This is a genomic window from Alteromonas naphthalenivorans (genome assembly GCF_000213655.1).
Taxonomy (GTDB): Bacteria; Pseudomonadota; Gammaproteobacteria; order Enterobacterales; family Alteromonadaceae; genus Alteromonas; species Alteromonas naphthalenivorans.
Genome location: NC_015554.1, coordinates 790,869 through 810,690 on the forward strand (window position 1 = coordinate 790,869; position 19,822 = coordinate 810,690).

The window sequence follows — 19,822 nt, forward strand, 5'->3', positions numbered from 1 at the left end:
GCTTATTTACCCTAGAATAATAGAGTAAAAAGAAATTTGAGTTTTACACAGGCTAATTTAAACTTGGCACCCTGAAATAATAACCCAAGCATGTAGGTGCAAATGACCTTTGTAGTGACAGACAATTGCATAAACTGTAAGTACACAGACTGTGTTGCAGTATGCCCAGTAGATGCATTCTTTGAAGGACCTAATTTTTTAGCCATAGATCCTGCTATATGTATCGATTGTGCGCTTTGTGTGCCTGAATGTCCTGCCGACGCCATTGTACAAGATACGCACCTCACGGATGCGCAAAAGCCGTATTTGGCCATTAACGAAGAGCTTGCAGCGAAGTGGCCTAATATTATTGAACTAAAAGCGCCGCCTGAAGACGCCGATGTATGGAATGGTGTGCCAGATAAACTCGCCTTGCTTGAGCACGAATAGCGTCCACGATAAATAAACAATAATGCACCTGTGCGCTTCGCCTCCTAAAACGGAAAAAATAATATGATGAAACTTGATGATGTTAAAAAGCTACATCAGAAAAAATACCGTGGGCAATTTGGCTTTTATTTGGTGGAAGGCGAACACCTAGTTTTAGAATTAGTAAAAGCTGTGAGGGCCAATGCATACAGTAATGCGAGTAGTGCTCCATCAGCTGAATCTATCACGCTTTATATTACCGATGACTTTGAGCAAAAGGCGAGGGCGCTTGACTCAGGGTTTACCCTAGTAAACGTCACCCAAAAGCAAATGTCACAGCTAAGTGATACTAAAACACCGCAAGGTATTATTGCCTGTGTGCCATTACCTAGTTCTACCGCTGGCGCGACCAATACTCTAGAGCAAGTGTCGGATAAACATTCGAATCAAGGGCTTGGACATAAAGATAAGCAGCGCTATGTGTATCTGCACGAAGTGCAAGACCCAGGAAATTTGGGCACCATACTAAGAACACTAGCCTGGTTTGATAATTTCTCCTTGTTACTAAGCCCCAATAGTGTGGACCCTTTTAATTCTAAAGTGGTGCGTTCGAGTATGGGGGCAATCTTTCACGTACCTATTGAATTAGACGTGAGCCTAGATGCATTGCAAACTCGCTTTAGCCGGTTCGCCTATTTAGATATGGCAGGTGAAGCCGTTACCGCCCCGTCGTTTTCAGATTTCGACTGCTACTTATTTGGTAATGAAGCCCGCGGCGTTCCTAAAGCAGCGCTTTCTGCATTTAATGCGAAGGCATACACCATTGCTGGTAGCGGAAAAATAGATTCGCTTAACCTGGCCAGTGCCGTAAATATGTGTGTTTATGAGTTGTCCCGTTAGCCTGTTGCTAATGCTATTCAGACGCACATATTAGCGCTGCTATTTGCAGTTTATATATTATTGAAATATTAATGCGGTTAAGCGTTATGCGCTTGCTTCTCATTAGCTTGATAACAGCCCGGGCATTAGCGAAGTGCTAATAGCTTGGTATCACCATACCCTAAAAGGATAATAACAGTGGCCTTACAATGGTTTCCTGGGCACATGCACAAAGCCCTTAAAGAGATTAAGGAATCGCTTAGTCAGGTAGATGTACTGATTGAGGTGCTTGATGCACGCATACCGTTTTCAAGCGAAAACCCAGAGATTGCAAAATTGCGGGGTGATAAGCCGTGTATAAAAATCTTAAACAAGTACGACTTGGCTGACCCTGAAATAACAGCGCAGTGGCAAGCGCATTTAGAGTCTGAGCGCGGGGTTAAAACCCTGACTACCTCTAGCGACAACCCCGCTAGCAGTAAACAAGTCATGGGGCTGATTAAAACTATTTGTGCACACAAAGACGTGCAGCATAAAGTGATTAAAGCCATGATCACGGGCATTCCAAACGTAGGGAAGTCTACCCTCATCAATATTTTGGCCGACCGTATTATTGCTAAAACCGGTAACGAGCCAGCGGTAACAAAAAGCCAGCAACGTATTAATTTAGGTGACGGTATTGTGCTTTTCGACACGCCTGGGGTGCTATGGCCAAAACTGGAAAATCCTAATTCCATATATCGTTTAGCCTCTTCAGGTGCAGTGAAGAATACGGCTATGGAATATGATGACGTAGGGTTTTACGCTGCCGATTACCTTATTAAAGCTTACCCAGATGTGTTAAAAGCGAATTATAAACTTGAAGACATTCCCGATACTGAAATTGAGTTTTTAGAAGCCGCGGCGAAAAAGCGGGGCGCTATAATGACCGGCGGCCGTGTTAATCTTCATAAAATATGTGAAGTGTTATTGAACGAACTACAATCGGGTAAATTAGGCAGAATAACCCTAGAAACCCCAGAGATGATCGAGGTCGAAAAACGTGAAATAGCTGAAGCGGCAGCAAAGAAAGCCGCTGATAACGCCAAGCGAAAGCAACGTTTTAAAGATGGTTCGCTCACGCCAGATAAACAAGCCAGAAAAGAAAAACGAAATGAAAAACGTGAAGCGCAAAGTAAAAGAATGAAGAAAAACGCGAAGTAGAACGCTCAAAAGAATATAGAAATATTCGCATAAAAAACGTATTGTCGATGGTATGAGCAGCCAGTGCGCTTTTTTATCAGTGACAAATATCAAGGAACGACTATTTATGAAGTTAGGCAGTATTGTTGCCTCTTTATCTTTCCCAAGTTTACTAGCGTTTAACGTAAGTGCTGTTGAATTAATTAACATTAACGATTTCCCAGACTGGTTCAAAGAGGCAATGGCCAGAGATATCAAGGTGACTAACACTTCACCTATTGAAATAGCTGATTTTCAGGTAAATAGTTCGGTGTTGGGACAAGCGACTGCACAAGACGCTTCTGACGGTACTTGGTACTACACCATCGATATAGGTACTGATTCACCAGTAGAGTGCTACGCATTTAATGAATTCGATGGCCCGGCTAACTCATTATATTCAATTGCAGAATATAGCTTGTCGGGTGTTGAAGCTTTAAATGAAAAAAAACTATCTGGTCAATTTAACTATGCCATAGATGTGGGTGCGGTAGACGCAACGCCTTACCTCTCACTCGATACGTTGTATACGGTGGGAGAGGGCGATGAAAAGGTGTCTGGCCTTTTAAAAGGCTTATCTGCTGAAACTGATAATAGTTTGCAAGTCTGCATCCATAATGAAATGGGTTATCAAAACGCCTTTGTCGCCGTTTTTAAGTCGTTCGTACGCGCATTTACTGCCGCTCAACCTTCCCCAGAGTTTTACCGTTCTACCTATCAGGTTCTTATTAACGATATCCCTATGGGTTTCACCCGTGAAAAATACATAGAAGATAGCGATGGTGATATTGAAATTGTGGTAGGGACAGCATTTATGATCCCCGTAGATGAAACCTCTATTGCTCGTTCAGATTCGGTCGCTTTTTCGTGGAGTAACCCAGACGGTTCTTTGATTAACGCAAGCGAATACACCATTGAAAACAGCACGATGACATCAAGCTTTGATATTAGTTACGTTGAAGACGCTTGGCAGGTTAAAGGGGAGTTGCAAGGTAAAGCTTTAGAAATAGAACTGGCTCATAAAGACTGGTTACTATCCAGCTACGGCAGCTATTTAGAATCGGTCAATCTGCTTAACTCAGACAATAATTCAGGCAGTTTTTATATGTGGACAGCAGATGCCGACCCAACAGCAGCCATTGAGGTTGTGATAAGCGAAGAGGCTGACAATCCTAGTGGCAACCTTAAAATAGATATGGGGCCATTGATAATGACCATGCAGTCTGACAAAAAGGGCGTCATTAGCAAGGGTGTTATGCAACAAGGCGGGCTTAAGATGGACATGGTATTGATGCATTCCCACGGAACCCCCACACTGTAATGCGGTCCTCAACTCGGTTATCTATTGGGTTTAGCCTACTATTTGGTTTTGCGTTTACGTATACAGCAAATGCGCAGTCTGTGCCGTCTATGGCTGAAATAGGTATCGAGCTTGCTGAAGGTCAGGTGTTACCACTTTCAAAACAGATTAATTTTGAGCTGGTATCATCAAACTCAAATAAGCTGGCTATCAACTTAGCAAATTGGGACGGTGTGACTGCTGAGCAGGTGAGTGATAATCGCTTATCGATTACCTTATCTCCGATGCCTCGTTTTATGAAACCAGTTCAAGATAAACACAGCGCAGATAGCTTTGTTGTGGATTTGAGTGAGCCCAGTACAAAAGCATTTGTTGCTAGCTATCAACAAGCTTACGCAGATGCCCCCTTCGAGCTAGAACATCTTACCGCCTTTGTTGATAGCTATATTGTTGATCCAAATTATATTCACGGTTTTAATATTGCGTCGGTTGTTGCCAGCCAGCGCAGTGGTGATTGTACCGAATATGCGGTGCTTACGGCAGCGTTAGCCCGCGCGTTAGGCATGTCAGCCAAGGTTATAATTGGTACGGTGATAGTGGAGCAAAACAATAGTGTAAATGCGTTTGGGCATGCATGGACTGAAGTTTGGCACGACGGGCAATGGCACATCGTAGATTCAGCTTTATACCGCTTAGAAGCGACACAGCACTTTTACTTACCAGCCTCAGAACTTGATAACGAAGGGCCAGGCTACGGAATGGGGATCGTTAGGACTTTTGTACTTATGCCCGAGCAACTTCTTTCACTTCGTAGTAAACCCTAAGTCCTAAGCACATATGCACCTTCGTAAAATAACGACTGAGCCCTGTACGAATAAGTGCTAGGGCGCAGTTTTATCCTTTTGCCTAATTGTGATAATTGGAAATGCTTATAAAATTACGGTTCTTGAAATCACTAAGGATGGATTGTCGGCAGTGCTATGTGCATCTTGCTAACAATAAAAATAATGATGAAAAAAATCTACGCTCTTGTTTTAGTATCGGGACTTGCCGTTGCCCCACAAAGCCATGCTGAAGGATGGTTGGATTCTCTGAAAGGCTTGTTTGGTATGACCGAAGAAGTTGAAGCAGTGCCGAATATTTCTGATATGACGCGCTCAGTTAGTGATGCGGTAGGCATTACCGAGTCTCAAGCGACAGGTGGCTTAGCATCTATCTTCAACTACGCAAAAGACAATATTTCAACCAGCCAGTTCAATGAACTAAGCAACGCATTGCCAGGGCTTGAGTCTTTACTAGGTTCAGTACCCGATATCAGCAATGTAACTTCTGAAGGCGGTTTAAGCAGTATTCTTGATAAAGCCGCAAGTTATACCGATAGCTTTAAGTCAGTTAATGAATTAAACAAGCAATTTGAAGCGCTAGGCCTAGAGCCAGCACAGATCATGCAAATTGTGAATAGTGCAAAAGCTTACCTTGATACCGAACAAGGGCAAGAGATTAAGGTACTGTTGGTTGAAGGTTTAGGCAAGTTCAGCGGCTAAACTAATAGGCTAACTCAACACGCTAAGCCGAGGGCTTAGACCGTTCTTTAAATGCCAAAGGCGAGCAATATGCTCGTCTTTTTGCTTTTTCAGCACCGTCAATGCTAACGTACAGGTTACGCCAAAATACAAGTCCCCTCGCAACACAGGCTTGCGCGTTAAGTTAAATGTTCAGCACTTTAGGGTAGTCAAATACAGGCAATCCTATTTATAAAGCAAAACAAGGAGAGTGTCATGCTTACCGATATTCAGCTTTTTAATCACGCGCAGCGCAAAGCACTTAAAGAAAGTGCCAAAGCAAGTCCAAGACGAAGAGCCAATCACAACGTCCATAAAAGTTATGAAGATTTAGTCCAGCGCCTATTTATTGCAATGGAGCCCGACTCTTATGTTCGTCCGCATCGCCATACCCAACAGCATAAGTGGGAGTTTTTTATGGCTGTGGAAGGGAGTATCGATTTGTTGTTTTTTGACGACAATGCTGTGCTAACTAAACGTATAACCTTAAGCGCCGGTGGTGATTGTGTAGGAGTAGAGATTCCACCTAACGTATGGCATGCCACGGTTTGTTTTGAACCTGTGGTATTTATGGAAGTGAAGCAAGGCCCCTACGAAGTCATGGATGATAAAGGTTTTGCAAGTTGGGCGCCTGAAGAAAGCGATGTAGCGGTTACGCCTTTTTTAGAGAAACTAAAAGAGGCTGAATTAGGTACGCAGTTTTAATGTTTTTTTGTGCTTGGCACGAACATTTGCAACTTATAATAAAAGCGTAAAATTCTATCCAAAATACGTTAGCACTTTTCCTATCTATCAAGCATAAAAAGTGATCGCCCACACTGCTATACAAAACAATATGGGCGATGATTTACCAATTAATAAGGATTTGCGAACTTGAGTTTATCTTCCTCTGACGCCGATTCTTGGCATTCGCCGAGTAGGTGATAACGGCCTTCAGTTTCATGGGTATCAATTTCAATATAGCCATTTCGGCAATATTGCGTTTCAAATAACTTTTCACTCAAAGTATCGTAAAAAGCTTCCATACGTTCGGCCTCGCGATCGTTACCGCCCCTTGCTTCTCCACCGCCGTTTTGGCCACTATTTCTGCCGCCTCTACCGCCACCATCTCCACCCCGAGAAGGACGTTGGCCGCGACCTTCATCCCGATCTCCACGACTTGGCATACCAATGCTAAAAGCAAATAATTTGGTGCCATCGGGATTAATTTTGGTTTCGAAGAACACTTCACCTTGATCTCGATGATCTGGTTTTCCGGCGCAGCCCGCTAACACGGCAGTAGCAACTAAAAAGGGAACAAGTAATTTCATAATTATAATTTTTGAGGTAGCGAAAGATAACCTTAAGAGAGATTTTAAAGGTGAAAGTTGCGAAGTAAAGTGTAAGTTTCTAGTAAAGGTGGAGGAGTTAGGCAAAAATATTCCAAAATGGAAAGTCGTTGTTATTGCCAATAATAATGGTATGGTTAAGGATGAGTGAGCAGCGCAAGTGCGCATTTCAACCAACGAAGAGAATTCATCATGCAAAACGTTACTTTTAATTACTTTTACAATTATACCCAATAATAGCGCCTGACGCTGAGTGTTCAGGGGCAAGTATTCGCTTCTGGGCATAGCATAAAAGTAAGAACGTTTTGCAAAAGCCCAGAAAGGTTAAACTATCTGGGTTTTTTTATGCCCAAAATATATCGGCGACAAAACAATGAGAGAAATAACGTTAGGTGAAATTAGAAAGCAACACAGGGTTAAACAAGAAGTTGTAGCGATGGCGCTTTGCGTGACTGCTTCGGGGGTAAGTAAGCTTGAGTCAAAACGCATACAGGATGTTCCCCTTCATAGGGCCTCGGCTTACCTCGCGGCAGTAGGGGGAAGCATCAAAATAGAAATGACATTACCGGACGGTAGCACCGTGAATGTAGGAGAAAATACGTTAGGTTAATTTTGCCTAAATGGAATGAGCGGTTAAACTGTGTAAAACAGATACTTAAGGAAGTAAGATGGCCGTTCATGAAATAACTCATCCATTGATTGCACACAAATTGGGTTTGATGCGTTACTCCAAAATTAGCAGTAAAGACTTTCGAGAGTTAGCATCAGAAGTAGGCAACTTGCTGACATACGAGGCTACACGAACGTTACCCACAGAGCGTGCAGTGATAAAAAGCTGGTCGGGCGATGATGTTGAAGTTAAGCAAATCAAGGGCAAAAAAATAACGGTAGTACCTATCCTTCGTGCTGGGTTGGGCATGCTTGAGGGCGTATTAGAACTCATCCCTAATGCAAAAATCAGTGTGGTTGGTTTGTATCGCGACGAAGATACACTACAGCCCGTGGCTTACTTTGACAAAGTAGTAAAAAATATTGATGAGCGCACCGCATTAATCGTTGACCCAATGTTAGCGACTGGTGGTACGTTAATTGCCACTATCGACTTACTGAAGCAAAAGGGCTGCAAGAAGATCATGGGGCTTTTTTTAGTGGCCGCGCCAGAAGGTATTAAAGCCGTGGTTGATGCCCACCCTGATGTAGAAATTTTCACTGCTGCTATTGATGATCGTCTAGATGAAAAGGGCTACATACTGCCTGGTTTGGGTGATGCAGGCGATAAAATATTCGGAACACGATAAAAACAAAAACGATTAAGGTAACCTAGCCCAACTGGCCTTTATGTCTAACTCGCTTAAAACCTTTCAATCATAGGTATTCGATAAGAGGTGTGAATTAATCGTTTAAGTGGTGATATAATTGAGGTCACTTTACTGTAATTAACGGGTAGCCAACAAGTCGGCATGCTCGAAGCGTTTGTATCGCTTGCATATTTACAGTTAGTTGTCTTTGCGTACGCAGGGAATCGTAAAAACAAACGCAGGGAATAGTACACATAAAAATGACCAAAACAAAATTGACACTTAAAGATGTAGCTTTGCAGTTAGGTGTGTCCACCGCCACAATTTCAAATGCGTTTAATAGGCCCGATCAACTGTCTAAAGCGCGTCGAGAGCATATCCTTGCCGAGTGCGATCGCATTGGTTACGCTGGGCCTAACAAAGCCGCGCAAATTTTAAGAAAAGGGCGTTCTAATATTGTTGCCCTAGTGCTGGCTGATAGTATCCCCTATACCGTCAGTGACCCAGTGGCCAGTACCTTCATCAAAGGGGTTTCAAGTATATTGCAGCAGCAAGGTAAGCATCTTCTTCTTTATGCGGGCGATTCAGAAAGTATCCTCGATGTGGTGGATTTCGTTGATGGTTTCATTTGTTACGGTGCACCACGAAATTACAAGTTAGCAGAAGAGCTAGCCCGACAAAGTAAACCTGCTATTACGGTAGATTTCGATATTGAAGGGCTGCCGTCGGTTAACATTGATAATTACAACGCCGCGTATCAAATCGCTAAAAAAGCAATTTCCCCTGGTGATCATGTCGCCATTTTAGGACTGCGCTTAATTGAGTCTCCAAGTACCTGCCGTATTTACGACAGCCCGCTTATAGAAGTACAAACGTCTATTGCTCATCGCCGATTAGACGGTTATATGAAAGCAATTGATGAAAGTGGAGCAACAATCACAAACGATTGGATTTGGCACATTCCAGAAAGTGATAGGAGCTTCGCAAAGCAAGCTGCGAAAGAGGTGTTAAACAGTAACCCTCGACCTAATACCGTCTTATGTATGAGTGATATTATAGCCCTAGAACTGCTGCAATCAGCGCTTTCGATGGGCATTAAAGTACCTGAAGAGCTAAAAATTACAGGTTTTGACGGGATTGAAGAAGCAGACAGAACTCGCCCTAATTTAACAACCGTTTGCCAATCAAGTGCAGGTAAAGGAGAAATGGCTGCAAAGGCCTTACTCAGTGAATCACTGGAAAGCACTGTGCTACCTTTTGATTTAAAAATTGGTGAAACCGTTAGCGCTCAGAAGTAAGTACTATCATTAGCAAGCATTATATTGAATGTCTAACTGTCGTAAAACATTGACGTTATCTGCGCGATACGCTTTAAGTTATCTATATCTTCTTGAGTCCATTGGACTGGACTGTGTGTCTTTTCGCAACAAATAACGCCAATTGGGTTGAATTGGTGATGAAAGGTAAAGTCCAGCAATGAGTAAATATCGTTGGGCTTGAAGTAACTTTCGTTAAAACATTTGGTGGCAGGATGATGACGGGCATCAGAGGCTACTAACACGCTTTGTTTTAAAATGTCGTCAAAGTAATCGGGAATATCTTCTTTAGACAACGATAAACCATGGGTTGGCAAATTTTGGCCATCTTGATTTAACGTTAGGCACCGAATTCGAGTTTTGTTTTCTTCAAATCGCCATAAGCTAATTCGGTTCGCGGAAGGGATCCCTAAACGAAGACATGACACTATCGCAGTGAGTTTATCTTGTTCATCCAATCCGCGCTTTGATAATGAAATGACGAGTGTTGTGTAGCGGTCTATATCCAAAGCGACACTCTTTGAGGTAATTCAAACACAATAGTTGAAGTATATATTTACTTTCAAAGAGTGGAGTTTAAGAAACATTAAATTTTGTCTTTATCCCAGACCAGCTCTTTGAAATGCTTTCTGCACATAGATTCATAGCGATCGTTGCCACCAATTTGTACTTGGTCTCCATCGGTAACTGCATTGCCATTTTCATCCAGCCTAACCACGAAATTTGCTTTGCGCCCGCAATGACAAACTGTTTTAAGTTCGAACAACTTATCAGCCCATGCGAGAAGGTAGTGGCTACCCTCAAAAGTGCCTCCCAAAAAGTCAGTACGTAAACCGTAAGCCAAAACGGGGATATCTAATTCGTCTACCACTTCTATTAACTGACGAACTTGCACTTGCGTCAGAAACTGGGCTTCATCAATGAAAATGCAATCTAAACGCTTTTCTTTGTTGTCTTGTTTTATAGCTTCATAGAGATCGTCATCATTTCCATAAAGTTTTGCATCGGCTTGTAAGCCAATCCTAGAGGTCACTTTTCCTACGCCGTAGCGGTCATCAAAGGCAGCGGTATAAATTAGAGAGTGCATGCCTCTCTCGCGATAGTTATAAGCTGATTGTAAAAGAGAGGTCGATTTCCCTGCGTTCATTGCAGAATAATAAAAATAAAGTTGAGCCATGAATATTATTTGTTTTCGTTATACCAGGTTTTAAGGTCGCTCAATGGCATTGGTTTAGCGTAAATAAAGCCTTGGATATAATCCACACCTAGGTTTTTGATGTGGTTCATTTGGTCTAAGGTTTCAATGCCCTCAGCAATGGTCTTGCAACCAAATTCGTTTGCGATAAGCATGGTTGCGCGCATAATAGTATCACTACCTTCACTGGTATTCTGTACAAATGAACGATCAATTTTTATAAAATCACAAGGCATTGACTGCAATCTGCTCAATGAAGAGTATCCTGTACCAAAGTCATCGATTGATATTTTTACACCACGTTGTTTAACATTGTGTATTTGGTTTGCTACCGCATCAATATTATTAGCGAACACGCTTTCTGTTATTTCTAAGTAAAGGCGAGCTGGGGTAATGCTGGTAGACGCTAGTACCTTGTCCAGCGTATTAATGAAAGTTTCATCCAGCAGCTGACTAATAGAAACATTCACAGATAACGCAATGTCGTCTTTGAATGGCTATTCTGTCGCATCTATACACGCGCGATTTAATACCCAAGAGCCTATTTCTGGCATTAAGCCCGTTCGCTCAGCAAGGGGAATAAAGCGCGCTGGGGAGATTACTTTACCATCACAATTCCAACGTAGTAGCGCTTCAACCGATGTTAACTTTTGTGTGTTGGCGCAAATAATGGGCTGATAGTGTACAGAAAACGCGTTTTTTTCTATAGCATGTCGTAATTGTTCACAAAGGCGCTGTTCACTTTTTATCTTTTCATGCAGGTCTTCACTAAAAACACCAATAGTGCCTCGTTGTTTGCGTTTTTGATCGTACATGGTCAAGTCAGCTTGTTGAATAAGCGTCATGGTGTCGTTGCCATGTTCCGGAAATATCGCAATACCAATGGTGGCATCCAGTGTTATTTGGTTTTCTAAAGCTATAATGGGCTCTGTAACCCCGCTGCGCATAGCATGAGCAACGGCCACTGCGGTATGAACGGTGGCGTAGGGCGTTACTGCAACAAATTCATCGCCCCCCCATCTAGCGAGATGATCTTTTTCGCAATATTCGGCAAGTCGGTTAGCAATTTCTGCAAGTACAATATCGCCGACCTTATGCCCTAAACTATCGTTTACCTGCTTAAAACCATCTAAATCAATAAACAAAACGGCCAGGTTATTATCAAGCGCTTTGGTGCTTTCAATGAGAGTATTTAACTGTTTAAACAGTCCGTTTCTGTTCAGTAAATTTGTCAGCGGATCTCTATTAGATAACCGAAAGATATCGGCGGTACGTTTTTCAACTTCATCTTCTAAATTAGCATTAGCATCATCTAACTGTTCATTAGATTTACGCAGCATGGCGTTAATCTTAGCGGTCTCTTTCCTATCAGATTGCATCTGCTCTACAAGGCGGTTGTTCTTATACCTAAGTGATACGGTGTCAAAAAAGAATCGATGGTAACGTAAGGAACTAACAAGACAACCTATACAAAAAATAATGCCTAATACACCCAAAACAACAAAATTTCTATCATCATCAAACAAGGCTCTAATTGATATGGGCACAAGCAGTGAGGTGGTGTAAATAGAAACGAAAATTTTACTTGGCGCTAACACTGAAGCTGCACCACCGGCCATCGCTCCAAGGACAACCATGGTTGTCGCTAACTCGACCGAGCTCATTGTGGAGTAGAGCAGAATTGAATAGAGTGCCCATATCCCTGATGCTAAACACACGCCAATCGCGAATCTACACTTTACAGGTCGCACATCATATTCGGTGCCTTTCAATCGTGTTAACCAATACAGGCCATCTGCAAATCGAAAAAGAATAACAACGCTCATCGCGATAAAAAGTAATACTTTTAAGCTTTGGTCTTTTTCGGTATTAAACCCGAAACCGAACGTTAAGCCTAGGAAGGCAACGAAGGTCATAGCTAAGCCAGTAAACATATTACTGTTAAGCATATCTACCATGTCGCGCTGCATTTGCGGCGTTATAGGAATAGGAGAGGTTGACCCTCTTTGTTCATCAGAGCTTTTCACTATAAATCTAGGTTCCAACTCAATAAGCTTTTACGCTTAATATGGTATGAAGTTTTTATTGGTGTTGTTAACAATAACAGCGAATAAGCTTTTATCGTTTTAAATTTACACACTTATTTTGGTTAACTTACACTCATATGAGAAAAATTGCTATGCACGTAGGTTGCAAGGGTATTCGGTAGTAAGGGCGAATCATCAAGCCCATCAGCTAAGCAATAAAGAAAGTTAAAGCAGTGCTAAGAAGCTTTATTATTTGCATAATTTTTTATAATAGAAAACTGATACATAAAGCGTAGATGTTAAAGGGGAAATTTTCACCCTTTATGCAAGGTGAGAAGGCATGTATACGAAAAGCGAGCATAAGGCGTCTTAATGCGCTGACTCAGGTTCTTTTAAATACAAAAAAGCTCTGGCCAAAGGCCAGAGCTTTCTATAAATATCGGCTAAATCAGTAGTATTAAGCCGCGTTTTTTCCGCCATCAATTGCGCGCAAGGTCTCAGTTGCTGGCAATAATTCCATGTCGAACGTGTACTCATCAACACGAACCGCCAATTGGCGTTTTTCATTGTAATCATGCAACTGTGCAGCTTCTTCGGCATTAATAACGCCTTTCTCTTGAAGCTTGTTCAGTGCGTGCTCAAACGAAATAAACGGCACTACAGGCTCTTTGCGAAGTGCTTTTTGCACTTTACCTAATAGGTGTGCAACTGCATGTTTCGCTTTGAACGCTTGTTCGTTAATGTCGTTACCATCACCTGGGGTAACGCGAACTAAGTGAGTAAGCTGCGCTTTCACACTGTTGTCTTGCATAGATGCCATAGACAATTCGCGTACTAGGTCATCGCTGATACCCGCAACACTGTTAGAATAGGTGTTGGTAAGTAAGCGCATTAAGCCGCGAGTCGGTGTGTTCGGGAAATTGTTAATGAAGTTAACAATTGCCTGATCAGCTTGTTGTAATGACCATTGCATAGCGTATTCGAAATACGGTAGTGCAAGTTTACGGTCTTCAATGCGCTGCTCGTAAAAACGAATGGCGGCCATTGCACCGTAAAGGTAGCTCATCACGTCACCCAGACGGGCTGAAAGTAATTCTGCCTTTTTAAGGTCGCCGCCAAGTACTGCTAGTGATAAGTCAGCAAGTGGTGCTAATTTAGCTGAAATGCTATTCACACGCTTTTCGTACTTACGTACTTCAGGCAATGCAGACTCTGAACCGCGTAGGAAAGGTAAGTAACCTTTACCAAAACTACGGAATGCATTCTTAAAACTAAAGCCAACCGTTTTACGTAGTACCTTGTTGAATTCTTTATCAGCAGAACTTTCGTTGCTGTGAATAAGGTCAACCATGTCTTTCAAGTAAGGGTGACAACGCATTGCACCTTGACCGAAAATCATTAGGTTACGAGTAAGGATGTTTGCACCTTCAACCGTAATGGCAATAGGAAGTGCTGCATATCCACCTGCAAGGGTATTTTGCGGGCCACGTTGAATTGCTTTACCTGCTTGAATATCCATAGCCGAGTTCATTACATCACGGCCAAGTTCTGTCATGTGGTATTTAGCAATAGCGGTAACAACCGATGGTTTAACGCCTAAGCCTAAGCCTTCTGTTGTTAAAACACGCATAGCTTCAAGTAAGAAAGTCTTACCAGCAATGTCTGCCATCTTCTCTTGAATACCTTCGAAGCGACCAATCGGAACACCGAACTGTTCACGAACGAATGAATATTCAACCGTACCTTTAAATGCAGATTGTGCTGTCGCAACGCCCATCGCCGGAAGTGAAATACCACGACCCGCACCTAGACACGCTACTAGCATCTGCCAACCGCGGCCGATATTTTTCTGACCACCAATGATAAATTCCATAGGAATAAATACATCTTGACCGCGAGTTGTACCGTTATAGAAGCGTACACCCATAGGGTCGTGACGGTTACCAAGTTCTACACCAGGGTGAGACTTAGGTAATAAGGCACAGGTAATGCCTAGCTCTAGTTTGTCACCAAGTAATTGCTCTGGATCGAATACTTTAAATGCCAAGCCAAGTACGGTAGCAATTGGAGCCAGCGTGATGTAACGCTTGTCCCAGCTGATACGAAGACCAAGTACTTCTTCGCCGTTGTACTCGCCTTTAGTGACGATAGCAGCATCAGGAATAGCACCGGCATCTGAACCGGCTTCTGGGCTGGTTAGGGCAAAACAAGGAATATCACGACCATCTGAAAGGCGTGGTAACCAGTAATCTTGTTGCGCTGTAGTACCATAATGCATCAGTAACTCACCTGGGCCTAACGAGTTAGGTACCATAACGGTTACAGCGATTGCACCAGATTTAGCAGCAATAGTGGCAACGATAGTTGAGTTAGCGTAAGGGCTAAACTCAAGACCACCAAATTTCTTAGGGATGATCATTGAGAAGAAACGGTTTTTGCCCAAGAAGTCTAAAACGTCTTGAGGAATGTGATCGCCGTTGTTTAACTCGAAATCATCAATCATACCCAGTAATTCTGACACTGGGCCGTCCATAAATGCCTGCTCTTCCGCGCTCAATTTTGCTTGAGGAATATCACGAAGTGCCTGCATATCAGGTTTACCCTGATAAATAGAAGATTCAATCCAAACGTCACCTGCGTCTAACGCTTCCTGCTCTGTTACAGAAATTGGTGGTAACACTTTTTTTAAGCTAGTTCTAATACTCATATTTGACTCATCCGCTCATCTGACCAGTTGTATAGTGTTAATACTACATCAGTTTCAGAAAAGATCAAAAAAATCGCTCATAAATAGTTTCAAAAATGTAAAATTTAATAAAATGAAGTGATTACGATAGCGCTGAAAATGATAGAGGCGAGCTTATGTAAAAAATGTGAGGCGGCAACCGAAAATATTCTGGTAACTGAGTTATGTTTATTAACCATTTACAGGTAAACTTTCGATAACAGAGCGAGTTACAGGAAGTAGTAATGCAAGATACATCATCGAACACATCAAGGTGGTTTGCTTCACCAAAGCTAACTATCTGTGTGGTTATTGTTGCGATGTTAGTGGCAGTAGTCGGCGCAAAAAATTTATACTTTCGAGGCGACTACAAAGTATTCTTTGAGCCTGATAATCCGCAGCGTCTTGCCTTTGAAGAAATGCAGAACATATTTAATAAGAGCGAAAATGTCGCTTTTATGGTGGTGCCAGATGACGATAATGTATTTAAACCGTCTACCTTATCTTTAGTTGTTGAGCTTACAGAAGCTGCATGGCAACTCCCTCTTTCTACCCGCGTAGAATCCATATCTAATTTCCAATACACCTACGCCGAAGATGACGATCTTATTGTAGAGGACTTAATTACCACGGGTTCGCTCTCGAATTCTGAAATAACAAATATTAAGGATGTACTAGATAGTACCCCTGAACTAACCGGAAGGTTAGTATCATACCCTGGAGATGTGTTGGTAGTGAACACTACCATTCAATTGCCCGACGGTGACCAAACGAAAGAGGTGATTGAAATTGCAACTGCTGCCACTGCGCTAAAACAGCAGTTAGAGGAAAAATACCCCGGTCACGCTATCTATCTCACCGGAATGGTTGTAATGAACGATGCTTTCGCGGTGGCTGCGCAGCAAGATGCCAGCACGCTCATTCCACTTATGTTTTTCCTTATCATTGTGATGATCGGCGTGATTGTCCGTTCGGTGTTTGCAGCTCTCGCTACATTATTAGTGGTTATTGTCTCTATTGCCACTTCCATTGGGGTATCTGGCTGGCTGGGCATGTTTCTAAGTACCGCTACGGTAAATGCACCCACTATGATAACGACACTGGCAGTGGCTGACTGTATCCACATCATCGTGGGTGTACAGTACTTTCTTGGTCGCGGCCTCAACAACGCTAATGCGATAAGTGAAAGTTTAAGAATTAATACCAAGCCTATTATTATCACCAGTGTTACTACAGCTATCGGCTTCTTAATGCTGAACTTTTCTGCCGTCCCCGTCTTGGCTGATTTAGGTAACATGACCGCATTCGGGGTAATGCTCGCCTGTGTATTATCACTTTGGTTCCTGCCAGCTTTATTACTATTAAAGCCATTGAAAGCGAAAGCGACGAAAAGTAACAAAGTCTTCGAGCGATTGGGGAATAAAGTCACGTCGAATTACCGCGCTTTGTTACCTATCTGTGCATTAGTGATTGTGGGGATCAGTGTTTTTGCTACCAATAACGAATTAAATGATGTTGCGGTGAAGTACTTCGACGATAGAAGTACGTTTGGCCAAGCGGTGGAAATCAATGAAGAGAAGCTTGGTGGTATGTCTAACATCGACTTCGTTATTTATTCAGATACCCCTTATGGTGCCACAGAGCCTGACTTTTTGGCACGAGTAGAGTTACTCACTAAATGGCTTCGCGATAAAGAAGAAGTTCATCATGTGCTGTCCTTTGCCGATACATTAAAACGCTTAAATAAAAATATGCATGGTGATGACGATGCCTATTACCGGTTACCAGAAGATGGAGAGCTGGCCTCGCAGTATGTATTGTTGTACGAAATGTCGCTGCCATTTGGTCTAGACTTAAGTAATCAGTTAGATATTGATAAATCAGCAATGAGAATTATCGCCGTTATTGATAATTTAGGCAGTAAAGATTTAACCGCATTAGAGTTTGATGCTAAAGCATATTTTAAAAGCCTTGGCAGCGACAACCGTCTGGAAGCCGCCAGTCCGCCTTTAATGTTCGCGCATATTGGCGATCGAAATATGGAAAGTATGGTAAAGGGGTCTATTTATGCCTTAGTCCTTATTTCTGTTTTGATTTTTTTCGCGTTACGTTCGTGGCGACTCGGGTTAGTAAGCTTGTTTACTAATTTGCTACCCGCCGCTATTGGCTTTGGTGTTTGGGGGTTAATCTCAGGCCAAATTAATATGGCGCTGTCGGTGGTCATCAGTATGACCATGGGCATTATCGTTGACGATACAGTGCACTTCTTGTCGAAGTATCAGTCGGCGAGGCTAACACGTAAATCGGTTAAAGAAAGTGTGCTTTATGCATTTAATACGGTTGGAATGGCACTGACGACTACCACAATAGTGCTGACAGTTGGTTTTGGTGTACTAGCGTCTTCAAGCTTCATGCTTAACGCGCACATGGGCATTTTAACCATTATTATTATCGTCGCGGCGTTGGCCGTTGACCTTATTTTCCTACCCGCGTTATTAATGTGGTTGGACAAAGATGAAACCCCGTTACCGGAGAAGAATAGTGAGATACATTAGCCTTGTTTTACTGGCGTCGTTCATATCCATCAGCGCATTCAATAGCGTTGCCGCCGAGAGTGAGCCTAGCACAAAAGGACTAGAAATAGCGCAGGAGCGAAAAGCGAGAGATCGCGGGTGGAATAACTCAGAGGCCGAAATTTTAATGGTCCTGCGTAATGCGCAAGGCCAAGAGGCAACACGCAAACTCAACGTGAAATCGATGGAGTTGACCGATGACGGTGATAAAGCACTAACGGTTTTCCAATCCCCTCGAGATGTAAAAGGAACCGCATTCCTGAGTTTCTCCCATGTTTTTGATGCTGATGAACAGTGGATATTTCTTCCTGCTTTAAAACGCGTAAAGCGTATAGCGTCAAAAAATAAAAGTGGGCCTTTTGTCGGCAGTGAATTTGCTTTTGAAGACATGACATCGTTCGAAGTAGAAAAATTTTCTTACACCTATGTAGGTGACGAGACGATCAATGGCGAAGCGTGCTTTGTATTAGAGCAAACTCCTCAGTATGACTATTCGGGTTACACGTTACAAAAAGTATGGATTGATAAGTCTCACTATCGTGTACACAAAGTTGAATTTTACGATAAGAAAGGGGCGCTACTTAAGGTACTTGAGCTAAAAGATTACGAGCTTTATAAAGAGAAGTACTGGCGACCTATACGCAGTGAGATGACGAACGTACAAACACGTAAGTCTACGTCGCTAATTACAGAAAGCTTAATATTTGATACCGACTTGTCAGAATCAGACTTTGATAAGAACAGTTTAAAAAGAGCCCGGTAATTCGTGATTAAATCTATTGCTTTATTGGTATCAAGTATTACGGCTTCATTTTCTTTGTTGGCCAATACGGAAGTGACAGGCTCCGCGGGTGGAGAGTTGCGCTACTTTTTGCAAGACGCCCTGTACGAACCGCAAGAACGAACTTACGGCTCTGTCTTTTTCAGCCCCGAAACCTATACCGAGTGGAATGATGCAGAAGACAGTTTGCTGTTTAAGCCCTTTTTCAGGGCTGACCAACACGACGAGGAAAGAACCCATTTCGATGTTCGAGAACTGCAGTGGATGCATGTGGCAGACACATGGGAAACTAAAGTAGGAATTGGGAAAGTATTCTGGGGGCAAACCGAGTCTATTCACCTTGTCGACATCGTTAATCAAACTGATGCAATTGAAGCGGTAGATGGCGAAGATAAGCTTGGTCAGCCAATGGTTAACGCTTCTTACTTTAGTGATTTCGGCACGTTTTCAGTATTTGTGTTGCCCTATTTTAGAGAGCGTACCTTCGAAAGTACTGATGGTCGTCTGCGACCACCCCTTGCTGTAGGAGAAGCCTTGTACGAGTCAGATGGTGAGCAAAGCCATGTTGATTATGCGCTGAGGTGGCAAGCAAGTATCAGTGATTGGGAAGTGGGGCTATCTTACTTTTCAGGTACAAGCCGAGAGCCAGAACTTGTTACCATCGTGAATGACGAAGGTCAGCCAGAAATTCTTCCCTATTACGCACAAATCAACCAAGTAGGCATTGATTTACTGAATGTTTACGGGGCATGGTTACTTAAATTTGAGTCGATATATCGAGAAGGGCAGTCGGAAGATTTTGCTGCGGTAGTTACAGGTTTCGAGTACACCACACAAGGTATCTTCGACACGCAATATGGCCTTGGCGTATTAAGTGAATATCAGTTTGATGAACGCAAAGATAACTTTTTTGCTTTAGGTCAAAACGACCTTATGGTGGGCTTTCGGTTTATATTCAACGACATTGACGGAACAGAAGTGTTAATGGGGTACGTACAAGATTTAGATGAATCGAGTACCTCTAGTGCATTTATTGAAGCGTCCAGTCGCATTTCACCTCATTGGCGATGGAAACTGGATGGCTATTTCTTTTCAAGTGATGATACCGACGATACTTTTTATTTCCTAAGAAGAGATGATCATCTTCAATTTACCCTTGAGTACTTTTTTTAGTACAAGGCGTTATTTCTGATTTAAATTTAACACTTA

17 protein-coding genes and 1 pseudogene are annotated in these 19,822 nt (G+C 42.5%); 13 read left to right on the forward strand and 5 right to left on the reverse strand.

Annotated features, from left to right (window positions below; genetic code table 11):
• The first annotated feature begins 102 nt into the window (after positions 1-102).
• The 7 genes from fdxA (at position 103) to AMBT_RS03385 (ending at position 6,075) form a co-directional block, all read left to right on the forward strand.
• Entirely contained in the window at positions 103-429 is a 327-nt protein-coding gene (gene fdxA / locus AMBT_RS03355) for a ferredoxin FdxA (RefSeq protein WP_013783175.1), read from the forward strand.
• A 66-nt stretch (positions 430-495) separates the two neighbouring features.
• Positions 496-1,308 (forward strand): TrmH family RNA methyltransferase, encoded by an 813-nt coding sequence (locus AMBT_RS03360; protein WP_041452740.1) that lies wholly within the window; start codon positions 496-498, stop codon positions 1,306-1,308.
• Between the two features lie 177 nt (positions 1,309-1,485).
• Positions 1,486-2,490 (forward strand): ribosome biogenesis GTPase YlqF, encoded by a 1,005-nt coding sequence (gene ylqF, locus AMBT_RS03365; protein ID WP_013783177.1) that lies wholly within the window; start codon positions 1,486-1,488, stop codon positions 2,488-2,490.
• A 106-nt stretch (positions 2,491-2,596) separates the two neighbouring features.
• Positions 2,597-3,829 (forward strand): hypothetical protein, encoded by a 1,233-nt coding sequence (locus AMBT_RS03370; protein ID WP_013783178.1) that lies wholly within the window; start codon positions 2,597-2,599, stop codon positions 3,827-3,829.
• Positions 3,829-4,632, forward strand: coding sequence for a transglutaminase-like domain-containing protein (locus tag AMBT_RS03375; protein ID WP_013783179.1), 804 nt, complete (start codon positions 3,829-3,831; stop codon positions 4,630-4,632). The genes AMBT_RS03370 and AMBT_RS03375 overlap by 1 nt, the downstream gene beginning before the upstream one ends.
• A gap of 183 nt (positions 4,633-4,815) precedes the next feature.
• A complete protein-coding gene (locus AMBT_RS03380) occupies positions 4,816-5,352 on the forward strand; it encodes a DUF2780 domain-containing protein (RefSeq protein ID WP_013783180.1) in 537 nt (178 codons plus the stop codon).
• 234 nt (positions 5,353-5,586) lie between these two features.
• Positions 5,587-6,075, forward strand: coding sequence for a WbuC family cupin fold metalloprotein (locus AMBT_RS03385; protein WP_013783181.1), 489 nt, complete (start codon positions 5,587-5,589; stop codon positions 6,073-6,075).
• A 149-nt stretch (positions 6,076-6,224) separates the two neighbouring features.
• Here the strand turns inward: AMBT_RS03385 and AMBT_RS03390 are convergent, their stop codons facing one another.
• Positions 6,225-6,680 carry a hypothetical protein gene (locus AMBT_RS03390; protein WP_232363179.1) on the reverse strand — a complete coding sequence of 152 codons (456 nt, stop codon included), beginning with the start codon at positions 6,678-6,680 and terminating at the stop codon, positions 6,225-6,227.
• Positions 6,681-7,071: 391 nt separating this feature from the next.
• On the opposite strand from AMBT_RS03390, the gene AMBT_RS03395 reads away from it, so the two are divergent.
• From AMBT_RS03395 to AMBT_RS03405, 3 genes are all read left to right on the forward strand, one after another.
• Positions 7,072-7,308 carry a helix-turn-helix domain-containing protein gene (locus AMBT_RS03395; RefSeq protein ID WP_013783183.1) on the forward strand — a complete coding sequence of 79 codons (237 nt, stop codon included), beginning with the start codon at positions 7,072-7,074 and terminating at the stop codon, positions 7,306-7,308.
• Between the two features lie 58 nt (positions 7,309-7,366).
• Entirely contained in the window at positions 7,367-7,996 is a 630-nt protein-coding gene (upp, locus tag AMBT_RS03400) for a uracil phosphoribosyltransferase (protein WP_013783184.1), read from the forward strand.
• A 260-nt stretch (positions 7,997-8,256) separates the two neighbouring features.
• On the forward strand, positions 8,257-9,294 hold the full coding sequence (locus tag AMBT_RS03405; protein WP_013783185.1) for a LacI family DNA-binding transcriptional regulator: 1,038 nt from the start codon (positions 8,257-8,259) through the stop codon (positions 9,292-9,294).
• A gap of 32 nt (positions 9,295-9,326) precedes the next feature.
• On the opposite strand, the gene AMBT_RS03410 is transcribed toward AMBT_RS03405, so the two are convergent.
• The 4 genes and pseudogenes from AMBT_RS03410 to AMBT_RS03425 all read right to left on the reverse strand — a co-directional run bounded on the left by AMBT_RS03410 (position 9,327) and on the right by AMBT_RS03425 (position 15,241).
• Complete coding sequence (locus tag AMBT_RS03410; RefSeq protein WP_013783186.1) at positions 9,327-9,821, reverse strand: GAF domain-containing protein; 495 nt, start codon at positions 9,819-9,821, stop codon at positions 9,327-9,329.
• A 77-nt stretch (positions 9,822-9,898) separates the two neighbouring features.
• Positions 9,899-10,489, reverse strand: coding sequence for a thymidine kinase (locus AMBT_RS03415; RefSeq protein WP_013783187.1), 591 nt, complete (start codon positions 10,487-10,489; stop codon positions 9,899-9,901).
• A 5-nt stretch (positions 10,490-10,494) separates the two neighbouring features.
• Positions 10,495-12,477, reverse strand: a pseudogene (locus AMBT_RS03420) (putative bifunctional diguanylate cyclase/phosphodiesterase).
• Positions 12,478-12,991: 514 nt separating this feature from the next.
• Positions 12,992-15,241, reverse strand: a complete 2,250-nt coding sequence (locus AMBT_RS03425) for an acyl-CoA dehydrogenase (protein ID WP_013783189.1) — start codon at positions 15,239-15,241, stop codon at positions 12,992-12,994.
• Between the two features lie 263 nt (positions 15,242-15,504).
• On the opposite strand from AMBT_RS03425, the gene AMBT_RS03430 reads away from it, so the two are divergent.
• Genes AMBT_RS03430 through AMBT_RS03440 form a run of 3 tightly spaced genes read left to right on the forward strand, consistent with a single transcriptional unit; the run spans position 15,505 to position 19,786 of the window.
• Positions 15,505-17,814, forward strand: a complete 2,310-nt coding sequence (locus AMBT_RS03430; RefSeq protein ID WP_013783190.1) for an efflux RND transporter permease subunit — start codon at positions 15,505-15,507, stop codon at positions 17,812-17,814.
• Positions 17,801-18,595, forward strand: a complete 795-nt coding sequence (locus AMBT_RS03435) for an outer membrane lipoprotein-sorting protein (RefSeq protein WP_013783191.1) — start codon at positions 17,801-17,803, stop codon at positions 18,593-18,595. Before AMBT_RS03430 ends, AMBT_RS03435 begins: the two co-directional genes overlap by 14 nt.
• A 3-nt stretch (positions 18,596-18,598) precedes the next feature.
• Positions 18,599-19,786 (forward strand): hypothetical protein, encoded by a 1,188-nt coding sequence (locus AMBT_RS03440; protein WP_013783192.1) that lies wholly within the window; start codon positions 18,599-18,601, stop codon positions 19,784-19,786.
• Positions 19,787-19,822: the final 36 nt, after the last annotated feature.

Excerpts from the sequence above, each read along its gene's own strand:
- fdxA (WP_013783175.1), top strand. The coding sequence starts at position 103 with ATGACCTTTGTAGTGACAGACAATTGCATAAACTGTAAGTACACAGAC.
- AMBT_RS03360 (WP_041452740.1), top strand. The coding sequence starts at position 496 with ATGAAACTTGATGATGTTAAAAAGCTACATCAGAAAAAATACCGTGGG.
- AMBT_RS03370 (WP_013783178.1), top strand. The coding sequence starts at position 2,597 with ATGAAGTTAGGCAGTATTGTTGCCTCTTTATCTTTCCCAAGTTTACTA.
- AMBT_RS03375 (WP_013783179.1), top strand. The coding sequence starts at position 3,829 with ATGCGGTCCTCAACTCGGTTATCTATTGGGTTTAGCCTACTATTTGGT.
- AMBT_RS03380 (WP_013783180.1), top strand. The coding sequence starts at position 4,816 with ATGATGAAAAAAATCTACGCTCTTGTTTTAGTATCGGGACTTGCCGTT.
- AMBT_RS03385 (WP_013783181.1), top strand. The coding sequence starts at position 5,587 with ATGCTTACCGATATTCAGCTTTTTAATCACGCGCAGCGCAAAGCACTT.
- AMBT_RS03390 (WP_232363179.1), bottom strand. The coding sequence starts at position 6,680 with ATGAAATTACTTGTTCCCTTTTTAGTTGCTACTGCCGTGTTAGCGGGC.
- AMBT_RS03395 (WP_013783183.1), top strand. The coding sequence starts at position 7,072 with ATGAGAGAAATAACGTTAGGTGAAATTAGAAAGCAACACAGGGTTAAA.
- upp (WP_013783184.1), top strand. The coding sequence starts at position 7,367 with ATGGCCGTTCATGAAATAACTCATCCATTGATTGCACACAAATTGGGT.
- AMBT_RS03405 (WP_013783185.1), top strand. The coding sequence starts at position 8,257 with ATGACCAAAACAAAATTGACACTTAAAGATGTAGCTTTGCAGTTAGGT.
- AMBT_RS03415 (WP_013783187.1), bottom strand. The coding sequence starts at position 10,489 with ATGGCTCAACTTTATTTTTATTATTCTGCAATGAACGCAGGGAAATCG.
- AMBT_RS03425 (WP_013783189.1), bottom strand. The coding sequence starts at position 15,241 with ATGAGTATTAGAACTAGCTTAAAAAAAGTGTTACCACCAATTTCTGTA.
- AMBT_RS03430 (WP_013783190.1), top strand. The coding sequence starts at position 15,505 with ATGCAAGATACATCATCGAACACATCAAGGTGGTTTGCTTCACCAAAG.